Annotated in this window: 20 protein-coding genes and 1 pseudogene; 7 read left to right on the top strand and 14 right to left on the bottom strand. The window is 42.4% G+C overall.

Features of this window, described 5'->3' with window-relative positions:
• The 4 genes and pseudogenes from B3X18_RS03945 to ybgC all read right to left on the bottom strand — a co-directional run.
• Positions 1-596, bottom strand: a pseudogene (locus tag B3X18_RS03945) (protein TolA); the annotation flags it as partial.
• A 4-nt stretch (positions 597-600) separates the two neighbouring features.
• On the bottom strand, positions 601-1,050 hold the full coding sequence (gene tolR / locus B3X18_RS03940) for a protein TolR (RefSeq protein WP_005019311.1): 450 nt from the start codon (positions 1,048-1,050) through the stop codon (positions 601-603).
• Positions 1,050-1,748 (bottom strand): protein TolQ, encoded by a 699-nt coding sequence (gene tolQ / locus B3X18_RS03935; RefSeq protein ID WP_034670396.1) that lies wholly within the window; start codon positions 1,746-1,748, stop codon positions 1,050-1,052. The genes tolR and tolQ overlap by 1 nt, the downstream gene beginning before the upstream one ends.
• Before the next feature lie 22 nt (positions 1,749-1,770).
• Positions 1,771-2,178: a tol-pal system-associated acyl-CoA thioesterase gene (gene ybgC, locus B3X18_RS03930; protein ID WP_005019316.1), complete on the bottom strand. Its 408-nt coding sequence runs from the start codon at positions 2,176-2,178 to the stop codon at positions 1,771-1,773.
• Positions 2,179-2,697: 519 nt separating this feature from the next.
• On the opposite strand from ybgC, the gene B3X18_RS03925 reads away from it, so the two are divergent.
• From B3X18_RS03925 to B3X18_RS03915, 3 genes are read left to right on the top strand one after another with little or no spacing between them, the layout of a single operon-like run.
• Positions 2,698-3,693 carry a metal-dependent hydrolase gene (locus B3X18_RS03925; protein ID WP_005019318.1) on the top strand — a complete coding sequence of 332 codons (996 nt, stop codon included), beginning with the start codon at positions 2,698-2,700 and terminating at the stop codon, positions 3,691-3,693.
• A gap of 30 nt (positions 3,694-3,723) precedes the next feature.
• Complete coding sequence (locus tag B3X18_RS03920) at positions 3,724-4,557, top strand: SDR family NAD(P)-dependent oxidoreductase (protein WP_005027051.1); 834 nt, start codon at positions 3,724-3,726, stop codon at positions 4,555-4,557.
• A gap of 13 nt (positions 4,558-4,570) precedes the next feature.
• The gene (locus tag B3X18_RS03915) at positions 4,571-6,118 is read left to right on the top strand and encodes a flavin-containing monooxygenase (RefSeq protein WP_005027050.1); all 1,548 of its coding nucleotides are present in this window, start codon (positions 4,571-4,573) and stop codon (positions 6,116-6,118) included.
• A gap of 89 nt (positions 6,119-6,207) precedes the next feature.
• Here the strand turns inward: B3X18_RS03915 and ruvB are convergent, their stop codons facing one another.
• From ruvB to B3X18_RS03900, 3 genes are read right to left on the bottom strand one after another with little or no spacing between them, the layout of a single operon-like run.
• A complete protein-coding gene (ruvB, locus tag B3X18_RS03910) occupies positions 6,208-7,212 on the bottom strand; it encodes a Holliday junction branch migration DNA helicase RuvB (RefSeq protein WP_005027049.1) in 1,005 nt (334 codons plus the stop codon).
• A gap of 20 nt (positions 7,213-7,232) precedes the next feature.
• Entirely contained in the window at positions 7,233-7,835 is a 603-nt protein-coding gene (gene ruvA, locus B3X18_RS03905) for a Holliday junction branch migration protein RuvA (protein WP_005019323.1), read from the bottom strand.
• 20 nt (positions 7,836-7,855) lie between these two features.
• The gene (locus tag B3X18_RS03900; RefSeq protein ID WP_005019325.1) at positions 7,856-9,187 is read right to left on the bottom strand and encodes a deoxyguanosinetriphosphate triphosphohydrolase; all 1,332 of its coding nucleotides are present in this window, start codon (positions 9,185-9,187) and stop codon (positions 7,856-7,858) included.
• A 2-nt stretch (positions 9,188-9,189) separates the two neighbouring features.
• Here B3X18_RS03900 and B3X18_RS03895 point away from each other — a divergent pair, with 2 nt between their 5' ends.
• Both B3X18_RS03895 and purL read left to right on the top strand, forming a co-directional pair.
• On the top strand, positions 9,190-9,354 hold the full coding sequence (locus B3X18_RS03895; RefSeq protein ID WP_005404413.1) for a hypothetical protein: 165 nt from the start codon (positions 9,190-9,192) through the stop codon (positions 9,352-9,354).
• Between the two features lie 383 nt (positions 9,355-9,737).
• Complete coding sequence (purL, locus tag B3X18_RS03890) at positions 9,738-13,571, top strand: phosphoribosylformylglycinamidine synthase (RefSeq protein ID WP_005019326.1); 3,834 nt, start codon at positions 9,738-9,740, stop codon at positions 13,569-13,571.
• A gap of 56 nt (positions 13,572-13,627) precedes the next feature.
• Here the strand turns inward: purL and B3X18_RS03885 are convergent, their stop codons facing one another.
• A complete protein-coding gene (locus B3X18_RS03885; RefSeq protein ID WP_005019327.1) occupies positions 13,628-14,479 on the bottom strand; it encodes an SDR family oxidoreductase in 852 nt (283 codons plus the stop codon).
• A gap of 118 nt (positions 14,480-14,597) precedes the next feature.
• Here B3X18_RS03885 and B3X18_RS03880 point away from each other — a divergent pair, with 118 nt between their 5' ends.
• Positions 14,598-14,912, top strand: coding sequence for a YqfO family protein (locus tag B3X18_RS03880; RefSeq protein ID WP_005019328.1), 315 nt, complete (start codon positions 14,598-14,600; stop codon positions 14,910-14,912).
• 227 nt (positions 14,913-15,139) lie between these two features.
• On the opposite strand, the gene B3X18_RS03875 is transcribed toward B3X18_RS03880, so the two are convergent.
• Both B3X18_RS03875 and B3X18_RS03870 read right to left on the bottom strand, forming a co-directional pair.
• Positions 15,140-15,922 carry a nitroreductase family protein gene (locus B3X18_RS03875; protein ID WP_005019329.1) on the bottom strand — a complete coding sequence of 261 codons (783 nt, stop codon included), beginning with the start codon at positions 15,920-15,922 and terminating at the stop codon, positions 15,140-15,142.
• A gap of 112 nt (positions 15,923-16,034) precedes the next feature.
• Positions 16,035-16,883 (bottom strand): enoyl-CoA hydratase-related protein, encoded by an 849-nt coding sequence (locus tag B3X18_RS03870; RefSeq protein ID WP_005019330.1) that lies wholly within the window; start codon positions 16,881-16,883, stop codon positions 16,035-16,037.
• Positions 16,884-16,981: 98 nt separating this feature from the next.
• On the opposite strand from B3X18_RS03870, the gene B3X18_RS03865 reads away from it, so the two are divergent.
• Positions 16,982-17,551, top strand: coding sequence for a nicotinate-nicotinamide nucleotide adenylyltransferase (locus tag B3X18_RS03865; protein WP_005019331.1), 570 nt, complete (start codon positions 16,982-16,984; stop codon positions 17,549-17,551).
• Between the two features lie 183 nt (positions 17,552-17,734).
• Here B3X18_RS03865 and B3X18_RS03860 read toward each other — a convergent pair whose 3' ends face one another.
• The 4 genes from B3X18_RS03860 to queE are packed head-to-tail and all read right to left on the bottom strand — an operon-like array spanning position 17,735 to position 20,091.
• The gene (locus tag B3X18_RS03860) at positions 17,735-18,202 is read right to left on the bottom strand and encodes a peroxiredoxin (RefSeq protein ID WP_005019332.1); all 468 of its coding nucleotides are present in this window, start codon (positions 18,200-18,202) and stop codon (positions 17,735-17,737) included.
• 51 nt (positions 18,203-18,253) lie between these two features.
• Complete coding sequence (locus B3X18_RS03855; RefSeq protein ID WP_005019333.1) at positions 18,254-18,664, bottom strand: hypothetical protein; 411 nt, start codon at positions 18,662-18,664, stop codon at positions 18,254-18,256.
• Between the two features lie 16 nt (positions 18,665-18,680).
• A complete protein-coding gene (gene queC / locus B3X18_RS03850; RefSeq protein ID WP_005019336.1) occupies positions 18,681-19,349 on the bottom strand; it encodes a 7-cyano-7-deazaguanine synthase QueC in 669 nt (222 codons plus the stop codon).
• Between the two features lie 31 nt (positions 19,350-19,380).
• Complete coding sequence (gene queE / locus B3X18_RS03845; RefSeq protein ID WP_286935142.1) at positions 19,381-20,091, bottom strand: 7-carboxy-7-deazaguanine synthase QueE; 711 nt, start codon at positions 20,089-20,091, stop codon at positions 19,381-19,383.
• Positions 20,092-20,165: the final 74 nt, after the last annotated feature.

The raw sequence follows: 20,165 nt of genomic DNA, 5'->3' as shown, positions 1-20,165 counted from the left end.
GCATCGGCTTTGGCTTTTTCAGCAGCATCCGCTTTTGCTTTTGCAGCAGCGTCAGCTTTTGCTTTGGCCTGCGCATCAGCTTTGGCTTTTTCAGCAACGTCAGCTTTTGCTTGTGCATCAGCTCTAGCTTTTTCAGGAGCTTCGGTCTTTTGTTTAGCCAATGCTTCAGCTTTAGCTCGTGACGCGGCATCTGTTTTTACTTTTGCGTCTGCTTGAGCTTTTAATTTTTCTGCCTCTGCTGCTTTCGCCTTTTCTTCTGCACGTTTTGCAGCTTCAGTTGCCTGTAGTGAAGCAGAGGTTGTAGCAGGAACTGGAATAACAGGAGCTGGTTCTATACTTGGCTCGGCAGTTTGCGTAATTTCGGTTGCCTGGTTTTCATGTACGGTCTCTACAGTATCCGTCTGTTCTAGAGGAACAGGTTCAGGCGGGGGGAGATCCTCAGGTTTAATAAGTACAGTTTTAATTTGTTTAGGAGCTTCAGGCGGTGTACTCATACCCAAATAAAGCAAGCCGACCACAGCCACCAGATGTACGCCTAGCGTAAATCCAATTGCTACTGCTTTTTGTTTAAAAGGAGGCTTTTTAAAATCTTTCATAAAATTACTTTAATGGTTCGGTCAGTAAACCCACTTGAGTTAAACCGGCTTCCTGAAGACTGGACATCAAGGCTATGACATCACCGTAAGGGCGGGTATTATGTCCACGGATCACTACATTGAGCTGTTTGTTGTCTGCCTCAGCCTGAGTCTGTGCTTCAGTTAAAATCTGGGTCAGCTGAGATAGCTCTAGAGGCTCTGCCTTATGCTGTTCGTATTCTAGATAGTAATGACCATCTTTATCTAGGGTAACCATGGCAGGTGCATCTTTAGATTCAATCGGATTACCATTAGCTTGTGGTAAATCTACATTAATGCCACTGGTAATCATTGGAGCAGTTACCATGAAGATCACCAGCAATACCAGCATGACGTCGATATAGGGCACGACATTCATATCACTTTTTAAAGGTTTTTTGATCCGCTCAAAGCGTCCGGAACGTTGAATAGCCATTATTCAGCTTCCTGTGCAGGACCCACAGACTGACGTTGTAGCAAGGCTACCATTTCTTCGGCGAACAGGGCACGGTCTGAGTAAAGTGCTTCACCTTTAGCTGTAAAGTGGTTAAAAGCCAAGACAGCAGGAATAGCTGCAAACAAGCCAATAGCAGTTGCAATAAGTGCTTCGGCAATACCTGGTGCGACAGTAGCGAGTGTTACCTGGTCAACAGCAGCAAGACCAATGAAGGCATTCATAATGCCCCATACTGTACCGAAAAGACCGATATAAGGGGCAACTGAACCAATGCTGGCCAATGCTCCCAGCCCCTGCTCAAGATTACCTTGGTCACGGCTCAGACCTACACGCAAAATACGTTCGGTTCCCTCAATCGACTGTGTCGTTGAGGCATGTCGTTTACTCAATTTAAAAAATTCGCCCAGTCCCTGATAAAAAATATCTTCCAGGCCTGAGCGTTTTGAGTTGAGCTGGGCGTTATTGTATAGCGTATTCAGCTCGGCACCAGACCAGAACATTTTCTGGAAATGTTCATCATCTTTTTGGGCTTTCTTATGACTCATATACAACTTGGCAATCAGGTACCAGCTATAGATTGAAGTGAGTAGTAGAATCAGCATAACCAGCTGAACCACAGGACTTGCTTGCAGAATTAAATCGGAGATATGCAGGGTTGATTCAAGTTGTGTTGCCATAGAGAAGTTGCCAGTGATTTTTCTAGTCTTGTTCCAGTTCTTTACGGATGAGATCGCGGATTTGCTCTGGCAGCTTGCGCGGCATCATTTTGTCATTCAAGCAGGCCAGTTCGACTTCACCCGAAGCCAGCAAGATTTCACCACGATAAATATTCTGTTGCAACACAAATGATGCAGCTTTACACGAAATAACACGTGCTGTAACAGTGATCAGGTCATCCATGAGAATTGGACGCATGTATTTGACATTAATCTTATGCACCACAAAGTTATAATCTTTTTGGTGCCAGTAATGATCAACACCAGCAGCGCGTAGCCATTCCGTACGGGTGCGTTCCATATAGCGGATATGATTGGCGTGATAAACTATACCGCCCGCATCTGTATCTTCAATATATACCCGAATCTGAAACTCGAAATGATTTGCCATAGATCGCATCCGTCTAAAATACTTTTAGATATTTAAAAACTAAATATCTGGTTTTGCTTTACTTAGGGTAATACTTGATATTTCTTTCTTGACCAGACTTGAACTTATTTCAATACAAGGAAACTTAAACCAAAACATGTAATTCATTACGACTGATATAAAGAAATTGCTATTTTACCTCTGGCTGAAAGAAAGCTTTAAATTGAAAGTCCTACCAAGATACCACCCTGACTCAGGCCCGGATTTTAGCATAGACGTTCTGAACTCAAATGGCACAAGCTGACAATCCTGTAGAGAGCATGCAAATACAAGAAAGCAATTAATTGGCAAAAAGGTTCAGTGCATGCGAGCACTTTGCCAATTGTATAAAAACTGCCTATACCGCACCCTAACTATAAAAATCGTGACACTTGGCTAAAGAAGCATAGATGAACCTGCTAACGGATATTTCCATAAGTTCTAAAAATGTATTTAGCCAAATTTCACATGTAGAAAAATAAATTGGATAAGAGGTGTGCAATGCTCACGCAAGTTGTACGTAAAATCTTTCTCACCCGTAGCGGGAATGAAACTGCATGTAAGCAGCATAATGTAGCGAGTCTGAATATACCTATTCGACATTTTGATTTTAAATTTGATAAAGATGAGCTGGATAGCAAGTTCTATTTTCAGACTGTTTTAGGCAGTGCGTACTGGCAGGCGCTCTCGATTTTTCTGACGTATGGTGAAGACCTGGTTATTGAAACTGCTCGTTTTCATCGTGATCTCGTAATTGATCCGGTCTTAAAACAGAGAGTTACCAGCCTAATTGGACAGGAAGCCATCCATTCAAAAATTCATGAGGAATGGAATGAAATCTTAAAAGATAACCGTTTCCCTGTCACTCTGTACCGTTTTTTGGCAGACAAAGTCTTTGACCATATCTTTCTGCGCTTTCCTCAGCCAATGAAATTATCACTTATGGCGGCTATTGAACATTTCACCGCGGTTATAGCCCAGCATATGATGGTTAATACGGATTCTTCGATTATGGCTATGATGGACAATCCGCTAACTCGTACTGAAGATAATAAGACTATGGCGCTATGGATGTGGCATATGCTTGAGGAGTCTGAACATAAAGATATTGCTTATGACGTTTATCAGGTTCTATCAGGTAATTACTGGTTAAGAGTTTCTGGTTTTGTACTGGCATTGGTTACTATTCTGGGGCTGGTGTCATTAGGTGGCATCATGCTCCCTTATCTGCGTTCACCACGTTATCTCATCAGCCGACGTTATTACAACGATGTCAAAGATAGTTTAAAACTGCTGGTCGGGCGGAAATATGGCGTCTTCGGTAGTAACTGGCATCATGTATTCGATTATCTGCGCCGTGATTTTCACCCGAATGACCATGACACTACTGAGTATCTGGAATTCTACAAAAAATATTTGCTTGATCCGGAGAAAGGGCTGTTAACGCCATACTTTATTAAAGAGTTTGTGCCACCTCTGCGTACAGCTGCAGCTTAAAAATCTTGAATATCGAATATTGGATTCAGCATGAAATTATCAGGTAATAGAAGTAAATCAAGCCAGAATGCCTATGCGGTAGTTACCGGTGCCGGTAGCGGTATTGGACGGAGTTTTGCATATGAGCTGGCTAAACGTGGAGGTGCAGTAGTCTGTGTAGACCTTAACCTGGCAGCCGCACAGGATACTGTTGATCAGATTAAGGCAACTGGTGCGAAAGCATTTGCATTACAGTGCGACGTAGGAAATGCTGAACAGGTAAACAGTGTTGCTGAACAGGCTGAGCAGCTTTTAGGACACCCGGTTACACTTTTAATCAATAATGCTGGCGTTGGGCTGGGTGGCAAGTTTGACGAAGTATCACTTGATGACTGGAAATGGTGTATGCAGGTAAATCTATGGGGTGTTATCCATGGCTGCCATGCTTTTGTGCCAAAATTTAAAAAGCTGGGGTATGGCGCTATTATCAATGTGGCCTCAGCAGCCTCTTATACAGCCGCTCCAGAGATGAGTGTATATAACGTCAGTAAAGCAGGGGTATTAGCCCTCTCTGAAACTTTGTCATCTGAGCTGAAAAAGTTCAAGATTCAAGTAAATGTGGTCTGTCCAACTCTGGTCCCTACCAATATTATCAAGAACGGCCGTATTCCAGGCCAGTACTCAAAACTTGCTGATCATGCCTTGATGAATTATGCATTTACGACCAGTGATAAAGTCGCCAGATTGAGTTTAGACCGGCTGGATAAAGAACAGCTTTATACAACACCACAACTTGATGCCAAACTGTTCTGGCTGATGAAACGAACTTCTCCAAGTCTGTATGCCAAGTTTCTTGGCCTGTCTTATCAGTTTATAAAAACTTGAGAGTATAAATATAATGATGACTGAAGTTAAAACCAAACAGCGCGTCCATAAGAAGAAGCAGTCTGCTAAAAATGATAACCAGTTATATGATACTTTTATTATCGGAGCTGGTATTTCTGGTATTGCAGCTGCCATCAAGTTAGATGAAGCAGGGTTGAATCATTTTAAAATAATTGAAAAGGCAAGTACTGTAGGGGGGACCTGGCGGGAAAATACTTATCCGGGGTGCGGCTGTGATGTTCCTTCGGCACTGTATTCCTATTCATTTGCGCCGAGTACTCGCTGGAGCCATTTATTTGCCAAACAGCCTGAAATATTTGCTTATCTGAAAAATGTAAGTGAAAAATATAATATTCTGTCAAAAATTGAATTTAATCAGGAGCTGGTCAAGGCCAGCTGGCATGAAGACCAGCAAAGATGGATACTGGAAACTCATGAGAGGGTTTATCAAGCTAGAACTGTAATTTTTGCTACAGGCCCTATTACTGAGCCGCAAATTCCCAAGCTTGAAGGACTAGAAACCTTTACAGGAAAGATGTTTCATTCAGCAAAATGGAATCATGAATATGATTTAACAGGCAAGCGCATCGCAGTTATTGGAACAGGTGCCTCAGCAATTCAGTTTATCCCGCAGATCCAACCCTTAGCCAAGGAACTTTTCGTGTTCCAGCGTACCGCACCTTGGGTCTTACCAAAACCTGATTTACCCTTAGGAAGATATACCAAGACCTTGCTTGCCAGGGCCCCAGTCATTCAGCAGAGATGGCGTCAGGCTGTAGCGGGTTCTCTTAACCTGATTAATTTGGGGTTACGTCATCCTGTATTTTTAAAACCAGTCAACAATGGAGCTAAACAGCTGCTTAAACTTCAAATTAAAGATGCAGTATTACGTCAAAATGTTACCCCTCAATTCTTGATTGGCTGTAAACGTATTCTGTTTGCCAATAATTATTATCCCGCCTTAATACAGCCGAATACCCGGTTAATTCCACACGGACTGGTTCGGGTAGAGGGCAATAAAGTAATTGCAGCAAATGGAGAAAGCCACGAGGTAGATGTCATTATCTGGGGTACAGGATTTGAAGTATCCCATCCGCCGATTGGTCAGCGCGTGATTAATGAAAAAGGACAGTATCTGGCAGATTTATGGAAAAATAGCTCACCGGAAGCCTACTTGGGGACCAGCCTTGAAAGTGTCCCTAATGCTTTCTTGATGCTAGGCCCAAATATTTTGGTCTATGATTCATTTATAGGACTGGCAGAGGCACAGGTACAATATATCGTAAACGGCTTATTGCAGATGAAAAAACAAGGAATCAGTAAGCTCTCTATAAAGTCTGATGTGATTCATCAACATAATATTCAGGTGCAAAAACACCTGCGTAAGACTGTATTTAATAGTGGTGGATGTAAAAGTTACTATCTTGATCAGAATGGCCGTAATTTTGCTGCCTGGCCATGGTCGCTTAAAGTTTTAAAGCAGCGGCTAAGCCGACTGGACTTAAATGATTATGACATAGAATATTTAGAGAATATGCAAGAAACTAAACGCTCTGCATAAAACTCTAACTGAGCATTTTTTAAGATCATATTTTGGAACCGTGATTAACCCGGCTTAGCACACCGGGTTTCTCTATTTCTAGCTTATTCTTAATGTTTTGGTTCTGGTGGGGTCATACCGAACTGCAAGTAAGCCATATTGGTCGCGATACGGCCGCGCGCAGTACGCATGGCATAGCCTTGCTGAATCAGATAAGGTTCAATCACGTCTTCTAATGTCCCTGAATCTTCTGCCATTGCTGCAGCAAGTGCTTCTACACCGGCAGGCCCGCCGTCAAATCGTTCAAGTAGCATGCTTAAATACCGGCGATCCAGCGTATCTAATCCATCTTTATCGACATTCAGCATATCTAGCGCGCGCTGCGCCATTTCCTGAGTTACTTCTCCAGTACCTTTTACCTGAGCATAATCACGAACACGACGCAATAACCGATTGGCAATACGGGGTGTTCCGCGTGCACGGCGTGCGACCTCACGTGAACCTTCTTCAGTAATTGGTACATCCATGAGACTGGCTGAGCGCGTTACAATATGTGTCAGGTCTTCTACTGAATAAAATTCCAGACGCTGTACGATACCAAAACGGTCACGCAGGGGCGAAGTCAGTAATCCGGCACGAGTAGTGGCAGCAACCAGTGTAAAAGGCGGCAGGTCCAGCTTGATTGAACGGGCAGCTGGTCCTTCGCCAATCATGATATCCAGTTGATAGTCTTCCATCGCCGGATACAGAATTTCTTCAATTACCGGGGAAAGTCGATGAATCTCATCGATAAACAGTACATCACCTTCTTCGAGGTTGGTCAGCATTGCTGCCAGATCACCCGCGCGTTCCAGTACCGGCCCTGACGTGGATTTGAGATTTCCACCCATTTCCCGGGCAATAATATTAGCTAGGGTAGTTTTACCCAATCCCGGCGGGCCAAAGATTAAGGTATGGTCTAGTGCTTCACCACGACCACGCGCCGCACCGATAAAGATTTCCATTTGCTCACGTACTACCGGCTGACCAATATAGTCATCCAGTGAGGTTGGGCGGATGGCACGATCAAAATGATCTTCTGGTTTTTCTGAACCACTAATAAGTCGGTCTTGCATGAGCTCGTTATCTACTTAATTTATTTCATCATTGACTTAAGTGCAGCACGGATCAAATCGGCTGATTCACTGAAGTCACCTTTTACTGCAGCTACAGCTTTTTGTGCTTCTTGCGGTTTATAGCCCAGTGACTGCAGAGCGGCTTCTGCTTCGGCAATCGGAGAGTTGGCAATGAACTGGATTTGCGGCAGGGCAGTGCTACTGGTAGTTGCTGCTTGTGCCAGTGTTTTGAAACGGTCACGCAATTCAATCATTAAACGCTCGGCAGTCTTCTTGCCAACACCAGGGATTTTAACCAGTGTGTTCAGGTCATCATGTTCAATCGTATGCACCAGCAGTTCTACACTTAAGGTAGAAAGAATACCAAGAGCCATTTTCGGACCAACACCATTAACTTTGAGTAAGGTACGGAAAATGGTTTTTTCCTGAGCATTACTAAAACCGTAAAGTTGTTGAGCATCTTCACGTACTACCAGATGAGTCCACAATGTAACTTTCTGGCCTTTTTGTAATTGGCAAAATGTAGAAAGCGGGGTGTCAATTTCATAACCTACACCGTTAACATTTAAAAGTACGGTAGGAGCTTCCAGTGCAAATACTTCACCAATTAAACAACCGATCATTTTGAGTTTATATTCCTGAATTAAAGAAAAGTAGTGCGGCGACCCTGTAAGGCTTGGGCCAGTTCATATGCCTGATGGTCTGAAAACTTACTGATAATATCCAGTACCTGCATAATATTCTGGTAATGATCAGTCTGAAAATTGGCCCCAAACTCCTGCAAAATTGTCATCAGACGCCGTTCTTTAAAGCTTAAAGACTTTTGTGGCAATGTTAAAGGAACAAAAGCATCCAGAATGTGCTGCAAGCTCATATGCGCGATAATTTCTAGATCTGATTTCTGCCGGTGCTCAAAAATCTTGTTTCGGGCCATATTCTTGGCAGTTTCTATACCTTCACAAATATCTTTGGGGCAATACTGCAACAAGCTGCCTTTAAGCTGGCCAGTTAAAATTTCAAAATGATGGCGTGCAAAAGCAGAAGTTACTTCGTCTACCAGACGTTTCATGGCCCGACCACGTAAGGCCGCGATTTTTTGCTGCCAGGTGGTATTCTCAAAATTCAGTTCTTCTGGCTGACCATAATCTGCAATCAGATTCAGGAAAATCGGCTCGACTTCTTCATAACTCAGCATATTTAAAATAATGCCATCTTCCAGGTCGATCAGGGCGTAACAGATATCGTCCGCCGCTTCAAGTAGATAAGTAAGTGGATGGCGGCAATAATGATAATCACCGAGCTGAATCAGTCCAAGCTGTTCGGCAATCTGCTTTAAAATTTCTTTTTCAGACTGATAGCAGCCGAACTTGGCCCGTTGGTGTGATGGCTGGTCATCAATGCGTTTAGACAGCCAGGGATATTTTAAATAGGCACCCAAAGTCGCATAAGTCAGGCGCATTCCACCATCATTCGGATGATAATCAATTCGGGTGAGCAGACGCAGTCCCTGTGCATTACCTTCAAACTGACGGACGTCGGCTTCCTGCTCAGGAGTTAATTCTCTCAGCAAGTCATTATGAGATGCATCATCAAACCATTCCCGAATCGCATATTCACCTGCATGTCCAAAGGGCGGGTTACCAATATCATGGGCCAGACACGCAGCCTGAATAATGGCTCCTACATCTGCTGGGGAAATCCATACCGGTAACTCATCCTTGATTTTTTCAGCTGCAAGCATACCCATTGAACGGCCAATACATGATACCTCCAGTGAGTGGGTCAGACGAGTATGGATACCATCATGCTGGGTAAGCGGGTGCACTTGGGTCTTGCGGTTTAACTGTCTAAAGCTTTGCGAAAAAATAATGCGGTCATAATCTTTATGAAAAGGGCTACGGGCCAGTTCTGAAGTACTCTTTTTACTTCCCAGACGCACCGCCGAGAGAAGCTCTAACCAACGCATTTGTTCCATTTATGATTATTCAGTTGATTCAAAACCTGATCATGCCAAAAAATTCTATAATTCGCCAGCCAGAAGCGACAGTAATTGTCGGGCTTGGCTCAGGTGTTTTATATTCAGCCGAGCTTGGCCTTTTGGCTGGCAGACATAACAGTCATTTAAAACTGCGTTCAACTTAAGTCTCTAAAGTATTCATAAAAGCAGTACCCTAATAAATTTCCTAAATATCGCATCTAGTACCAGATTAGACATCAGAAATAGCTGAAAATTACAGTAAATTTTTATATTTTTAACTCTGGAATAGTTTGAAAATTATACAGTATTTAGAAATTACATGAAGTAAGAATATTTATTTTTAATCTGTGAATAGTATACCTGAACACCGAGATGATAAGAGCTAGGCGAAGGTTAAGCTCTTATTTTTTTAAAATAAAGCGTAGGAAAATGAGCTTTTCATGGCTTTATCACTAGCCCCAAATAGGCTTTCACAGTAGAATATGCGCTCTCTTCAAGTCACATTGCGGCATGGTCGCTCAGGCCTGCCCGTGGAGCCAAAATCAGCATGTTTATCGTGGCCGGTGCACCAGCACATTCTTCTTTCAAGAAAACTCAACTATTATCACGTTTAGCGTCAATTAGTTCTGTTCAATCTTTTGACAGCCAGTGGGTTTATCTGTTTGATCAAGCGCTCAGCGAGCAGCAGCATCAATCTGCCTTGCAACTTCTGAATGATGGTGAAATCTTTGAATTGCGCCAAGTTTCAGATAATGAAATACAAATTCTGGTAACACCACGCGTGGGAACCATTTCGCCATGGTCATCTAAAGCGACTGATATTTTCAAGAACTGTAATGTGCCAGTACATCGTCTAGAACGCGGTATTCTTTATACTTTAAAAGATATTCCTGAGGTTTCTGCTGATGTGAAACTGGCTCTGCATGACCGTATGACCGAAAGTGTATTTGCTCAGATTGAAGATGCACAGGCGCTATTTAATGAGACTGCACCAAAACCTTTAAATTCAATTGATATTTTAGGGCAAGGTAAAGAGGCACTGGTTAAAGCCAATAATGAGTTTGGTTTTGCCCTGTCTGATGAAGAGATTGATTATCTGACCCAAGCTTTTACTAATATGGGCCGTAATCCGAATGATATTGAGCTGATGATGTTTGCTCAGGCTAACTCTGAACATTGCCGTCATAAAATCTTTGGATCAGAATGGACAGTAGATGGTGAAAAACAGCCATTATCCTTGTTTCAAATGATCAAAAATACTTATAAAGAATCTCCAACCGATGTTCTGTCTGCTTATAAAGATAATGCCTCTGTAATTGTAGGCTATGACACACAACGTTTTTATCCAAAACAGGATGAAAGTGGTCATTATGTGTATAAGTATAAAAGTCAGGCTGCCCATATTTTAATGAAGGTAGAAACCCATAATCACCCAACAGCGATTTCTCCATTTGCCGGTGCAGCCACAGGCTCAGGTGGCGAAATCCGTGATGAAGGCGCAACAGGCCGTGGAGGTAAGCCAAAAGCAGGTTTAACCGGCTTTACTGTGTCTAACCTCAATATCCCTGGCTTTGAACAGCCTTGGGAAGAAAATTATGGTAAGCCATCTCGTATGGCTTCTCCGTTGCAGATCATGATTGAAGGCCCGCTGGGTGGTGCTGCATTTAATAATGAGTTCGGTCGTCCTGCATTAAATGGCTATTTCCGTACTTTTGAGCAAAATGTAAACGGTGAAGTTAAAGGATTTCATAAACCCATCATGATTGCTGGCGGTTATGGCAATATTCGTCCTGACCATGTTGAAAAAGATGCGATTCAACCGGGTGACCTGCTGATTGTACTCGGTGGGCCAGCTATGTTGATCGGTTTAGGTGGTGGTGCAGCATCTTCTGTTGACAGTGGTACCATGGGAGAAAATCTTGATTTTGCTTCGGTACAGCGTGAAAACCCTGAAATGGAACGCCGTTGTCAGGAAGTGATTGATACCTGCTGGCGTCTGGAAGATTTCAACCCGATTGTTTCTATTCATGACGTTGGCGCGGGTGGTTTATCTAATGCCATGCCTGAATTGGTCAATGACCATGAGCTGGGAGCTGTACTTAACCTGCGCAAGATTCCTTCGCTTGAGTCAGGTATGTCACCAATGGAAATCTGGTCGAATGAAGCTCAGGAGCGTTATGTACTAGCAATCCGTCCAGAATCTCTGCAGCAATTTGAAGAAATCTGTGCTCGTGAACGCTGTCCGTTTGCTGTACTGGGTGAAGCAACGGAAGCACGTCATCTTACGGTTGAAGACCCGCTATTTGCGAACAAACCGGTAGATATGCCGATGCAGGTTATGCTGGGCGGCACACCACGCATGCAGCGTTCTTATGAGACAGCGCCTCGTCAGGGTAATGATTTTGATGCCTCAAAAGTTGATTTAAACGATGCAATTTTCCGTGTTTTGAAAAATCCGACAGTTGCTTCAAAATCTTTCCTCATCACAATTGGTGACCGCTCAATTACCGGTATGGTTGCGCGTGACCAGATGGTAGGGCCTTGGCAGGTTCCTGTCGCTGATGCAGCAGTAACTACGACCAGCCTGCAAGGCTATACGGGTGAAGCAATGGCAATGGGAGAGCGTCCTCCTGTAGCTTTACTGAATCCGGCAGCATCAGCACGTCTGGCAGTAGCAGAAGCAATTACTAACATTGCCTGTGCCAATATTGAACAGATTAGTGATATCAAGCTTTCTGCCAACTGGATGGCTGCAGCAGGCCAAAAAGGTGAAGATCAGGCCCTGTTTGAAGGTGTAAAAGCGATCGGTATGGAAATGTGCCCAGCCTTAGGAATTGCAATTCCGGTTGGTAAAGATTCACTTTCCATGCGTACCACTTGGAATGATAACGGTGAAGATAAAGCTGTAACTTCTCCAATGACCGGTGTGATTACAGCATTTGCACCTGTTGGTGATGTGCGTAAAACCATGACGCCCGAGCTGAAGAAACTTGAAGATTCAGTACTGGTACGTATTGATCTGTCTAAAGGCCAGTTCCGTCTGGGTGGTTCTATTTTGGCACAGGTTTATAAAGCAATCGGTACAGTTACACCAGATGTAGATAACTTTGATGAGTTTAAAGCGTTTTTTGCACTGGTTCAGGATTGGAACAACCGTGGCCTGATTCAGGCATATCATGACATCGGTGATGGTGGCCTGCTGGCAACTGTTACAGAAATGATGTTTGCCTCACGTCTGGGTGTTGCACTAGAAGAGCAGTCAGTTGAAAGTCTGTTTGCAGAAGAAATTGGTGCAGTATTACAACTTAAAGCCACTGATTGGGAAGCACTGCAGGCAGAAATTTCCGAGTCTCTACTTAAAGATGCTATCAGCCTGATTGGTTCGGTAAATACGACCGATACTTTAAATGTAAATGGTTTAACGCTGGCACGCTCTGACTTGCAACAGGCCTGGTCGGAGGTTTCTCATCAGATTCAACGTTTACGTGATAATGTTGAAACGGCTGATCAGGAATATTCACTGATTACCAATGCTGATCATCAAGGTATTATTGCTAAACCAACCTTTGACTTAAATGAGCCAATTGAGGCACCATTTATCAATACACGTCGTCCAAATATGGCAATTCTGCGTGAACAGGGTGTAAACGGACATGTAGAAATGGCCGCGGCATTTGATAAAGTGGGTTTCAACAGTATCGATGTGCATATGAGTGACCTTTTAGCTGGTCGCGTAAGTCTGGACGAATTCGAAGGTCTGGTAACCTGTGGTGGTTTCTCTTATGGTGATGTGCTTGGAGCAGGTGGAGGATGGGCAAAATCAGTCCTGTTTAATACCAAGTTGCGTGACCAGTTCGAGCAGTTTTTCCATCGTGAAGAAACATTCTCTTTAGGGATCTGTAATGGCTGTCAAATGTTGTCACAGTTGGCACCGTTGATACCTGGCGCAGAAAACTGGCCACGTTTTCACCGTAATACTTCTGAAGTATTTGAAGCCCGTACTGTAAACGTACGAGTAGAAAAATCAAATTCTGTAGTGTTAGAAGGAATGGAAGGTTCTATTCTGCCAATAGCCGTTGCACATGGTGAAGGTCGTGCAGTAATTTCTGATGACAGCTTGAGTAGCCTGAACGCTAATGGTCAAATTGCTCTGCGTTATGTCGATAGCCATGGCAACCCGACCCAGCAGTATCCTCTTAACCCGAACGGTTCTCCAGAGGCAGTGACTGGTGTAACTTCTAGGGATGGACGCGCGACTATTATGATGCCACATCCAGAACGTACTTTCCGTGCGATCCAGCATTCATGGAAACCAGAAGAGTGGAAGGAAGATGGAGCATGGTTACGCATGTTCCGTAATGCCCGCAAGTTTATCGGTTAATTATACATATATAAAAAAGCCACCTGAGGTGGCTTTTTTATATAAAAAATTTCTGACTATTTATCCTTAGATGCCTTGGTATAGGGCTCAAGCTCATAAGCCTTTTCAACTTGTGGATGACGTTTCTTCTCTGTACTCACTTTTTTGGTCCAGAGTTCATCTTCAGATTTCTGTAACTGATCATTCATCTCCTGAGGCACAACATTTCTAAACAGATCACTTTTACCTTCAACCACATCAGCAATGACCTGATAAACTATTTCAGGCTCAAACTGTTCATGAGGAAAGGCCATTTGAGAGTAATCAAAGATCCACTCTTCAGGGTTGTTTTCCCAAGTTTTCCAGTCTTCAAACATCCGGTCATTGAAGCCTGTCAAAAAAGGTCCCGGATTTACAGTTGCAACCTGTACGCCAAATTCTTGCAGTTCACCATCCAGTGCTTTGGCAAATGCTTCAATTGCATGTTTGGAGGCTGAATAAGCTCCAATCAGGGGCCCAGCAGAAAGTCCGGCAACACTTGAAATGAAAATAATTTTTCCGCTATGTTTATCTACCATTTTACGAGCGAACTCTTGTGTTAACAGTATTGTGCCGAAAACGTTCACTTCAAATTGTTCACGCAAATTTTTCTCAGGTATATCGACCAAAGAGCCGGCTTTTGAAATCCCTGCATTATTAACCAAGACATCAATGTCCCAAGCTGTAGCTTTTTCACGATCTTTTGGATCCGCAATATCAAGCTTTTCAAAGCGAATATTATCAAGTCCCTGAGCCTTAGCTTCCTGTTCCAGACTAAAAATCTGTGCTGCAATCTCGACACCTGCAATCACTTGATGATTCTTTGCCAAGAGAAATGCTGCACCTTTACCAAAGCCGGTGCCCGCACCTGTAATTAGTACTGTTGCCATAAAATAATCCTGAGATTGTTATGAATTTTTTTACTATTCGGTAATTTATTCAGCTTGCCTAGTGACAATAACGTTGGCTATACGATATTAAAGACAGAGATAACAAAAAGGAGGTTCTATGTTAAAGCTGATTTACTTCGTTCCTGATGAGTATCTGGATTCTACCAAACAAGCAATCTTTGCCGCCGGAGCAGGAAGAATAGGAGATTATGAACATTGTGTATGGCAGGTAAAGGGAATTGGGCAGTTTAGACCAATGCAAGGAGCGGACCCACATATTGGTCAGGTCGGACAAATTGAACAAGTAGAGGAATGGCGGGTAGAATCAATTGTACCTGAAGAAAAAGCTGCTGCTGTTGCTCGGGCGCTAAAGAACAGCCATCCTTATGAAGAACCAGCATTCGAGTTTATTCAACTTCTCAACATACAATAGCAGAGCTGTTTTCAGCATCTTTATGAACAAGCTAAAGCTGTAATAGGCGATTGAAGCAGGTTTTATTTTAAGAAAAACTTCCCTTTAAAATCTATTACTTTAGCCTACTTACCGCTCTATACAAAATAGCCTGTTTATACCTGTCTGCTTACTTTTATTAATAAAGTAAGCAGAAGCAAGAAAACCTATTTTACTTACTTATACTCGATGACACTCATGAAAACTTTTTAAACTTTTTGTATAAAAAGTTCGCGATCAAAACGGTACTGTGGAAAGAATACACCATCTTTGGCCCGTTCACCTGCAGCAATCACCATGATTGGATATTGCTGGTCATTTAGTTCCAAAATCTGGCGTACCATCGGCTCATCAAAACCTTCCATCATGCAACTGTCAAAACTGTAGGCACGTAAAGCCAGTACCAGATTTTCACATGCCAGCGCTGTGGTCTTGCTTGCCCAGAGTTTGGCATCTGCAGGACTAAATGCAGAGACTGGCATCTGCTTATCCAGACTGCGCGCCACTTTAAAAGCAACTTTCTTAAAGTTGCCAAAAGCATTCAAATAGCCCGTTTTATAGTTATACGGAATATACTTGTAGTATTTCTTGATTGCTGGCGGCGCTTCTGGAAAAGGAAATTCATTGACATTACGTTTTGCCATTTCATCAATGCGGTCTGTACGTGCAACACAGACAATCAGTTCAGATGCAGTTTTGGCAGCGAGCTGGCTCATACAGGCTTTTATCAGCTGCTGTTTTTTATCAGGATCTTGAACTACGTAAAAAGTCCATGGTTGCAGGTTGGATGAATTGGGTGCCAGTAAGGCTAAATCCAGACATGCATCCAGCACATCTTCTGGAATGGGCTTGTCAGTAAACTTGCGTACTGAACGGCGACTTTCTACAACTTTTTTGAACTGCTCAACGTCAATATCCTGAGGTGCAGGTTCATAGTAACGTTTCTTTTCTGGCTGTTCACTGTTTTGGGTATAATTTTCAGTATTTGGCATAATTAAACAGTTCAATTCAATAGGAAGATTTAGAGAAAATCCTCAGAGGCAGAGGAGTATAGACAACAAAAAATCTGGACACATCTCAGGTATCCAGATTTGAGCATAAAACTTAATTGAACTGTGTAAAGTCAGGTTTACGTTTTTGCATAAAAGCCTGTACAGCTTCCATCATTTCAGGAGATTTAACGCGCTGCATAAAAATTTCAGCTTCTTCATCAATGCACTCAATAATATTAGCTAAATCTTTTTTCATTAGCGCTTTAGTCTGTTTAATGGAGGCAAGCGGTAACTGAGTTAGATATTCGGCAGCTTTGTGAGCATAATCATAAACATCATTTTCAATAATCAAGTTAATAATTTTGGCATCTTCATAGATGTCATCCTTAATCACACGATTGACCAAGCCTACCTGTTCGGCAGTTTTTGCTGTGAATTTTTTAGCACTAAACAGCAGTTCAGCAGCACGATGGTAGCCTGCCTGCTTAACAAGAAGCTGACTTGCTGCACCTTCTGGAGAAAGACCTAAACTTACAAATGGAATCTGGAAAATAGCATCATCATCACTGTAGACCAGATCGGCATGCAACAGTATAGTTACTCCTATACCAATAGCTACCCCCTTAACCGCTACAATTAAAGGCTTTGAAAATTTTGTTGCTGATTTAAGCAAGACAAAAGGGGGCATATTGCCTGCTTTATCCTGTAAAGGCTGCTGGGTAAACTGCATGAAATCTTTCATGTCATTTCCTGCAGTAAAGTCATCATTTAAGCCACGAAGTATTACTACCCGTACATCACTAGAAATATCTGCTTCATCAAGTGCCTGAGCAATCCATAAATAAAGCTCACCATATAAGGCATTCTTGGCTTCAGGCCGGTCAATAGCCAGCGTAAGAATTCCGTGATCCAGTTTTGCTTTTAAATGTTGATGTGGTTGTTGTATACAGCTTAATGTCATCGTACTATCCATGCTTTAAATCATGATTTTATTATGGCTTATTATGTCGCATATCTTTTTTGAAAATGCAACTGATGAGTCATTAAAGCTCAGAACTTATGTCATATACTTTTGATTATCTTGTCTTCATCGGGCGTTTTCAGCCTTTTCATTATGCACATTTGCAGACGGTACAGGTTGCCTTAAGTCAAAGTCAGTATGTGATTCTGGCTTTGGGTTCAGCTCAAAATGAACGGAATCTCAAAAATCCATTCACAGCTTCTGAACGTGAAGAAATGATATTGTCCAACTTTTCACCAGAAGATCAGAAGCGAATTATTTTTGTTCATGTCATTGATGTCTACAATGATGAAAAATGGGTAAAGCAGGTTAAAGCTTTAGTTAATCAGGTGGTTCAAACTGGCTCTAAAATTGGTCTGATCGGCCATTTTAAAGATGCATCATCATATTATCTGAAACTATTTCCAGAATGGACGATGGTTGAACTGGAGAGTCTGGAAGGTGCCATTTCTGCGACGCCACTGCGCGAAGCCTATTATCAGGGTATAATTAAAACAGAAGCTTTCCCGGCGGGTTCACAAAATTTTTTGAAGAATTTCCAGCATGGTCTGGTGTACCGTCAGCTACAGCAAAAATATAAAGAGCAAGACTATAGCAATATACAGTAATGAAGATTAAAACCTTTAAATAATTTAGCAATATTAGAGAGTTTATATGTCGAACCGGTTAAACTTGAAAACACACCTGTAGTCTGCTTCACACCTTTCTTAAAGAAATCAAGCAAGACTAAAGACCACAGATCTATAAAAATGCCGGCTAAAGTGCCGGCTTGCTATTAGAGTTTTTATAGTTTATTCCACTTCACTCATTGTGTGGATATCATCTAATACTTGAGCAGCATGACCAGCTGCAGTGACTTTACGGTAACTCTTCATTAGCTGATTGTTATGAAATAAAAAGGTAGAACGCTCGATACCCATAACTTTTTTGCCATACATATTTTTTTCTTTAATGACATCAAAATGTTTGCACAGGATTTCATCCGCATCACTGACCAGCTCAATTTGCAGTTCCTGCTTAGTGGTAAAATTCTGGTGAGATTTGACTGAATCACGAGAGATACCCACGACAGTAGCGCCCATAGCATCAAACTGGTCTTTTAATTCAGTAAACTCAAGGGCCTGAGTAGTACAGCCGGGTGTAGAATCTTTAGGATAAAAATAGAGAACCAACCATGCAGATGGCACTTCAGATAAGTTGATCTCACCATTTGCGGTTGGGAATACGTGGTCAGGTAATTTAATATCTTCAGTACTCATGGTTTTCTCCAAAAACTAGCCACGAATGTGGCTAGCAAAATAATAAGGCAATTATTTTTTTGCCTGCGCTGATTTCATGGCTTCTTGGGTCAGGTTTTGCAGTTTTGAAGTTAACTGTGGACCGAAGCACGCTTGTAAATCACTATTTTGTTTTTGAACAAAAGCTAAACTGCTTGGGCTTTTCTTCTGGTTAATTGTGCTCTGGATTTCCCATTTTTGAGCATTGGTCAATTTACCATCTGCTTCTACAGCACAGGTACAGTATTTGCTTACTTCAGCAGCAGAGAGTTTCTTGCTTTTACCTGTTTCTGTTTTACAAACATTGATCAGGGCAGATTTAACATTTGTGCTTTTATAAGCCTGCTGAAGAGGATTTGCTTCTGCAGCATGGGTATTTACTGTTAACAGAGTCGCTGCTGAGAACAGGGAGGAAAGGAAAAGTTTTGATGCTAAGTTCTTCATAAATTGTACCTGGTGATTACGGTATATAACGTGTAGGGTCTTCAATACCTGCTTCTTGGAAACCTTGTTTACGAAGTCGGCAGCTATCACATTGTCCACAAGCACGTCCTTGGTCATCTGCCTGATAGCAGGAAACCGTCTGGCTATAGTCTACGCCATGTTCAATGCCCAAACGTATAATATTCGCTTTAGATAAATGTAACAGGGGTGTTTCAAATTTTAAAGGTTTGCCTTCTACTCCCACTTTAGTGGCCAGGCGCGCCATATTGGCAAATGCTTCAATAAACTCAGGACGACAATCCGGATAACCTGAATAATCTACGGCATTAATCCCGATTACTATAGCCTCTGCATCAAATACTTCTGCAGCTGCCAAGGCATAAGACAAGAAGATGGTGTTACGGGCAGGAACATAAGTTACGGGTATGCCTGACTGTTCCTGTACAGGGACATCAATATTATGATCTGTCAGTGCCGAACCACCCAGATTGCCCAGGTCAATATTAATAACGCGATGTTCTACGCCGGCACGCTGAGTAAGTGCTTTAGCTGCATCCAGTTCAGTAGTTGAACGCTGACCATACATAAAGCTAATAGCGATACACTCATAACGTGCCTGTGCCCAAGCCAGACAGGTTGTTGAATCTAATCCACCAGATAATAAGACAATTGCACGCGAGCGCATATATTGTTTCTCCAATCTTTCTGTACCGTGATTAACGGCCAGTTTCATCATTCCAAAGTAGCTTGTGTAGTTGTAACTGGAAGCGAACGGGAAGCTGGTCATCTAGAATCCACTGTGCTAATTCGCGAGCCAGTTTAGGTAATTGGGCTGCACCTTTTTCCACTGCAAACGCAGGAGAGAACCAGACTGTACTGACTTTCTGTTCTAGGGAGTACAGCGCAAGCTGCTCTTTGGCCCATTGGTAATCATCACGGTTACAGATAACAAACTTGATTTGATCATTTGAGGTCAGAAATTCTAGATTTGACATTAAGTTACGTGTAACTTCTCCAGAATTTGGAGTTTTTAAGTCTAGAACTTTTGATACGCGTGGATCAACTTTAGATACATCGAGTGCACCACTGGTTTCTAAAGAAACCTTATGTCCTAAATCACATAAACGTTGTAGTAAAACCAGACAATTCGGTTGTGCCAGTGGTTCTCCACCGGTTACACAGATGTAAGGTGTATTATAACTTCGGGCAGTTGCAATGATTTCTTCAAGTGACTGACGTACCCCTCCTTCAAAAGAGTAGGTCGTATCGCAATAGGTACAACGTAAAGGGCAGCCAGTCAGACGAATAAATACTGTTGGTAACCCCGCAGCGTTTGCTTCTCCCTGCAACGAATACAAAATCTCCGTAATACGTAAACCAGCTGCCGGATCAGACACTGGAATAACGGAAGAACGTAAGGGATTCATAGCCCAATATCACCTTCTATAAAAAACAAAAATCTCTCCGATCAGGCATGACCGTAGAGACCTTTAAACAGACA

It is taken from the genome of Acinetobacter sp. UBA6571 (genome assembly GCF_002434085.1).
Classification (GTDB): domain Bacteria; phylum Pseudomonadota; class Gammaproteobacteria; order Pseudomonadales; family Moraxellaceae; genus Acinetobacter; species Acinetobacter radioresistens.
Note: the sequence above shows the minus strand (reverse complement) of the source record. Positions and strands in the feature narration are given on the sequence as shown.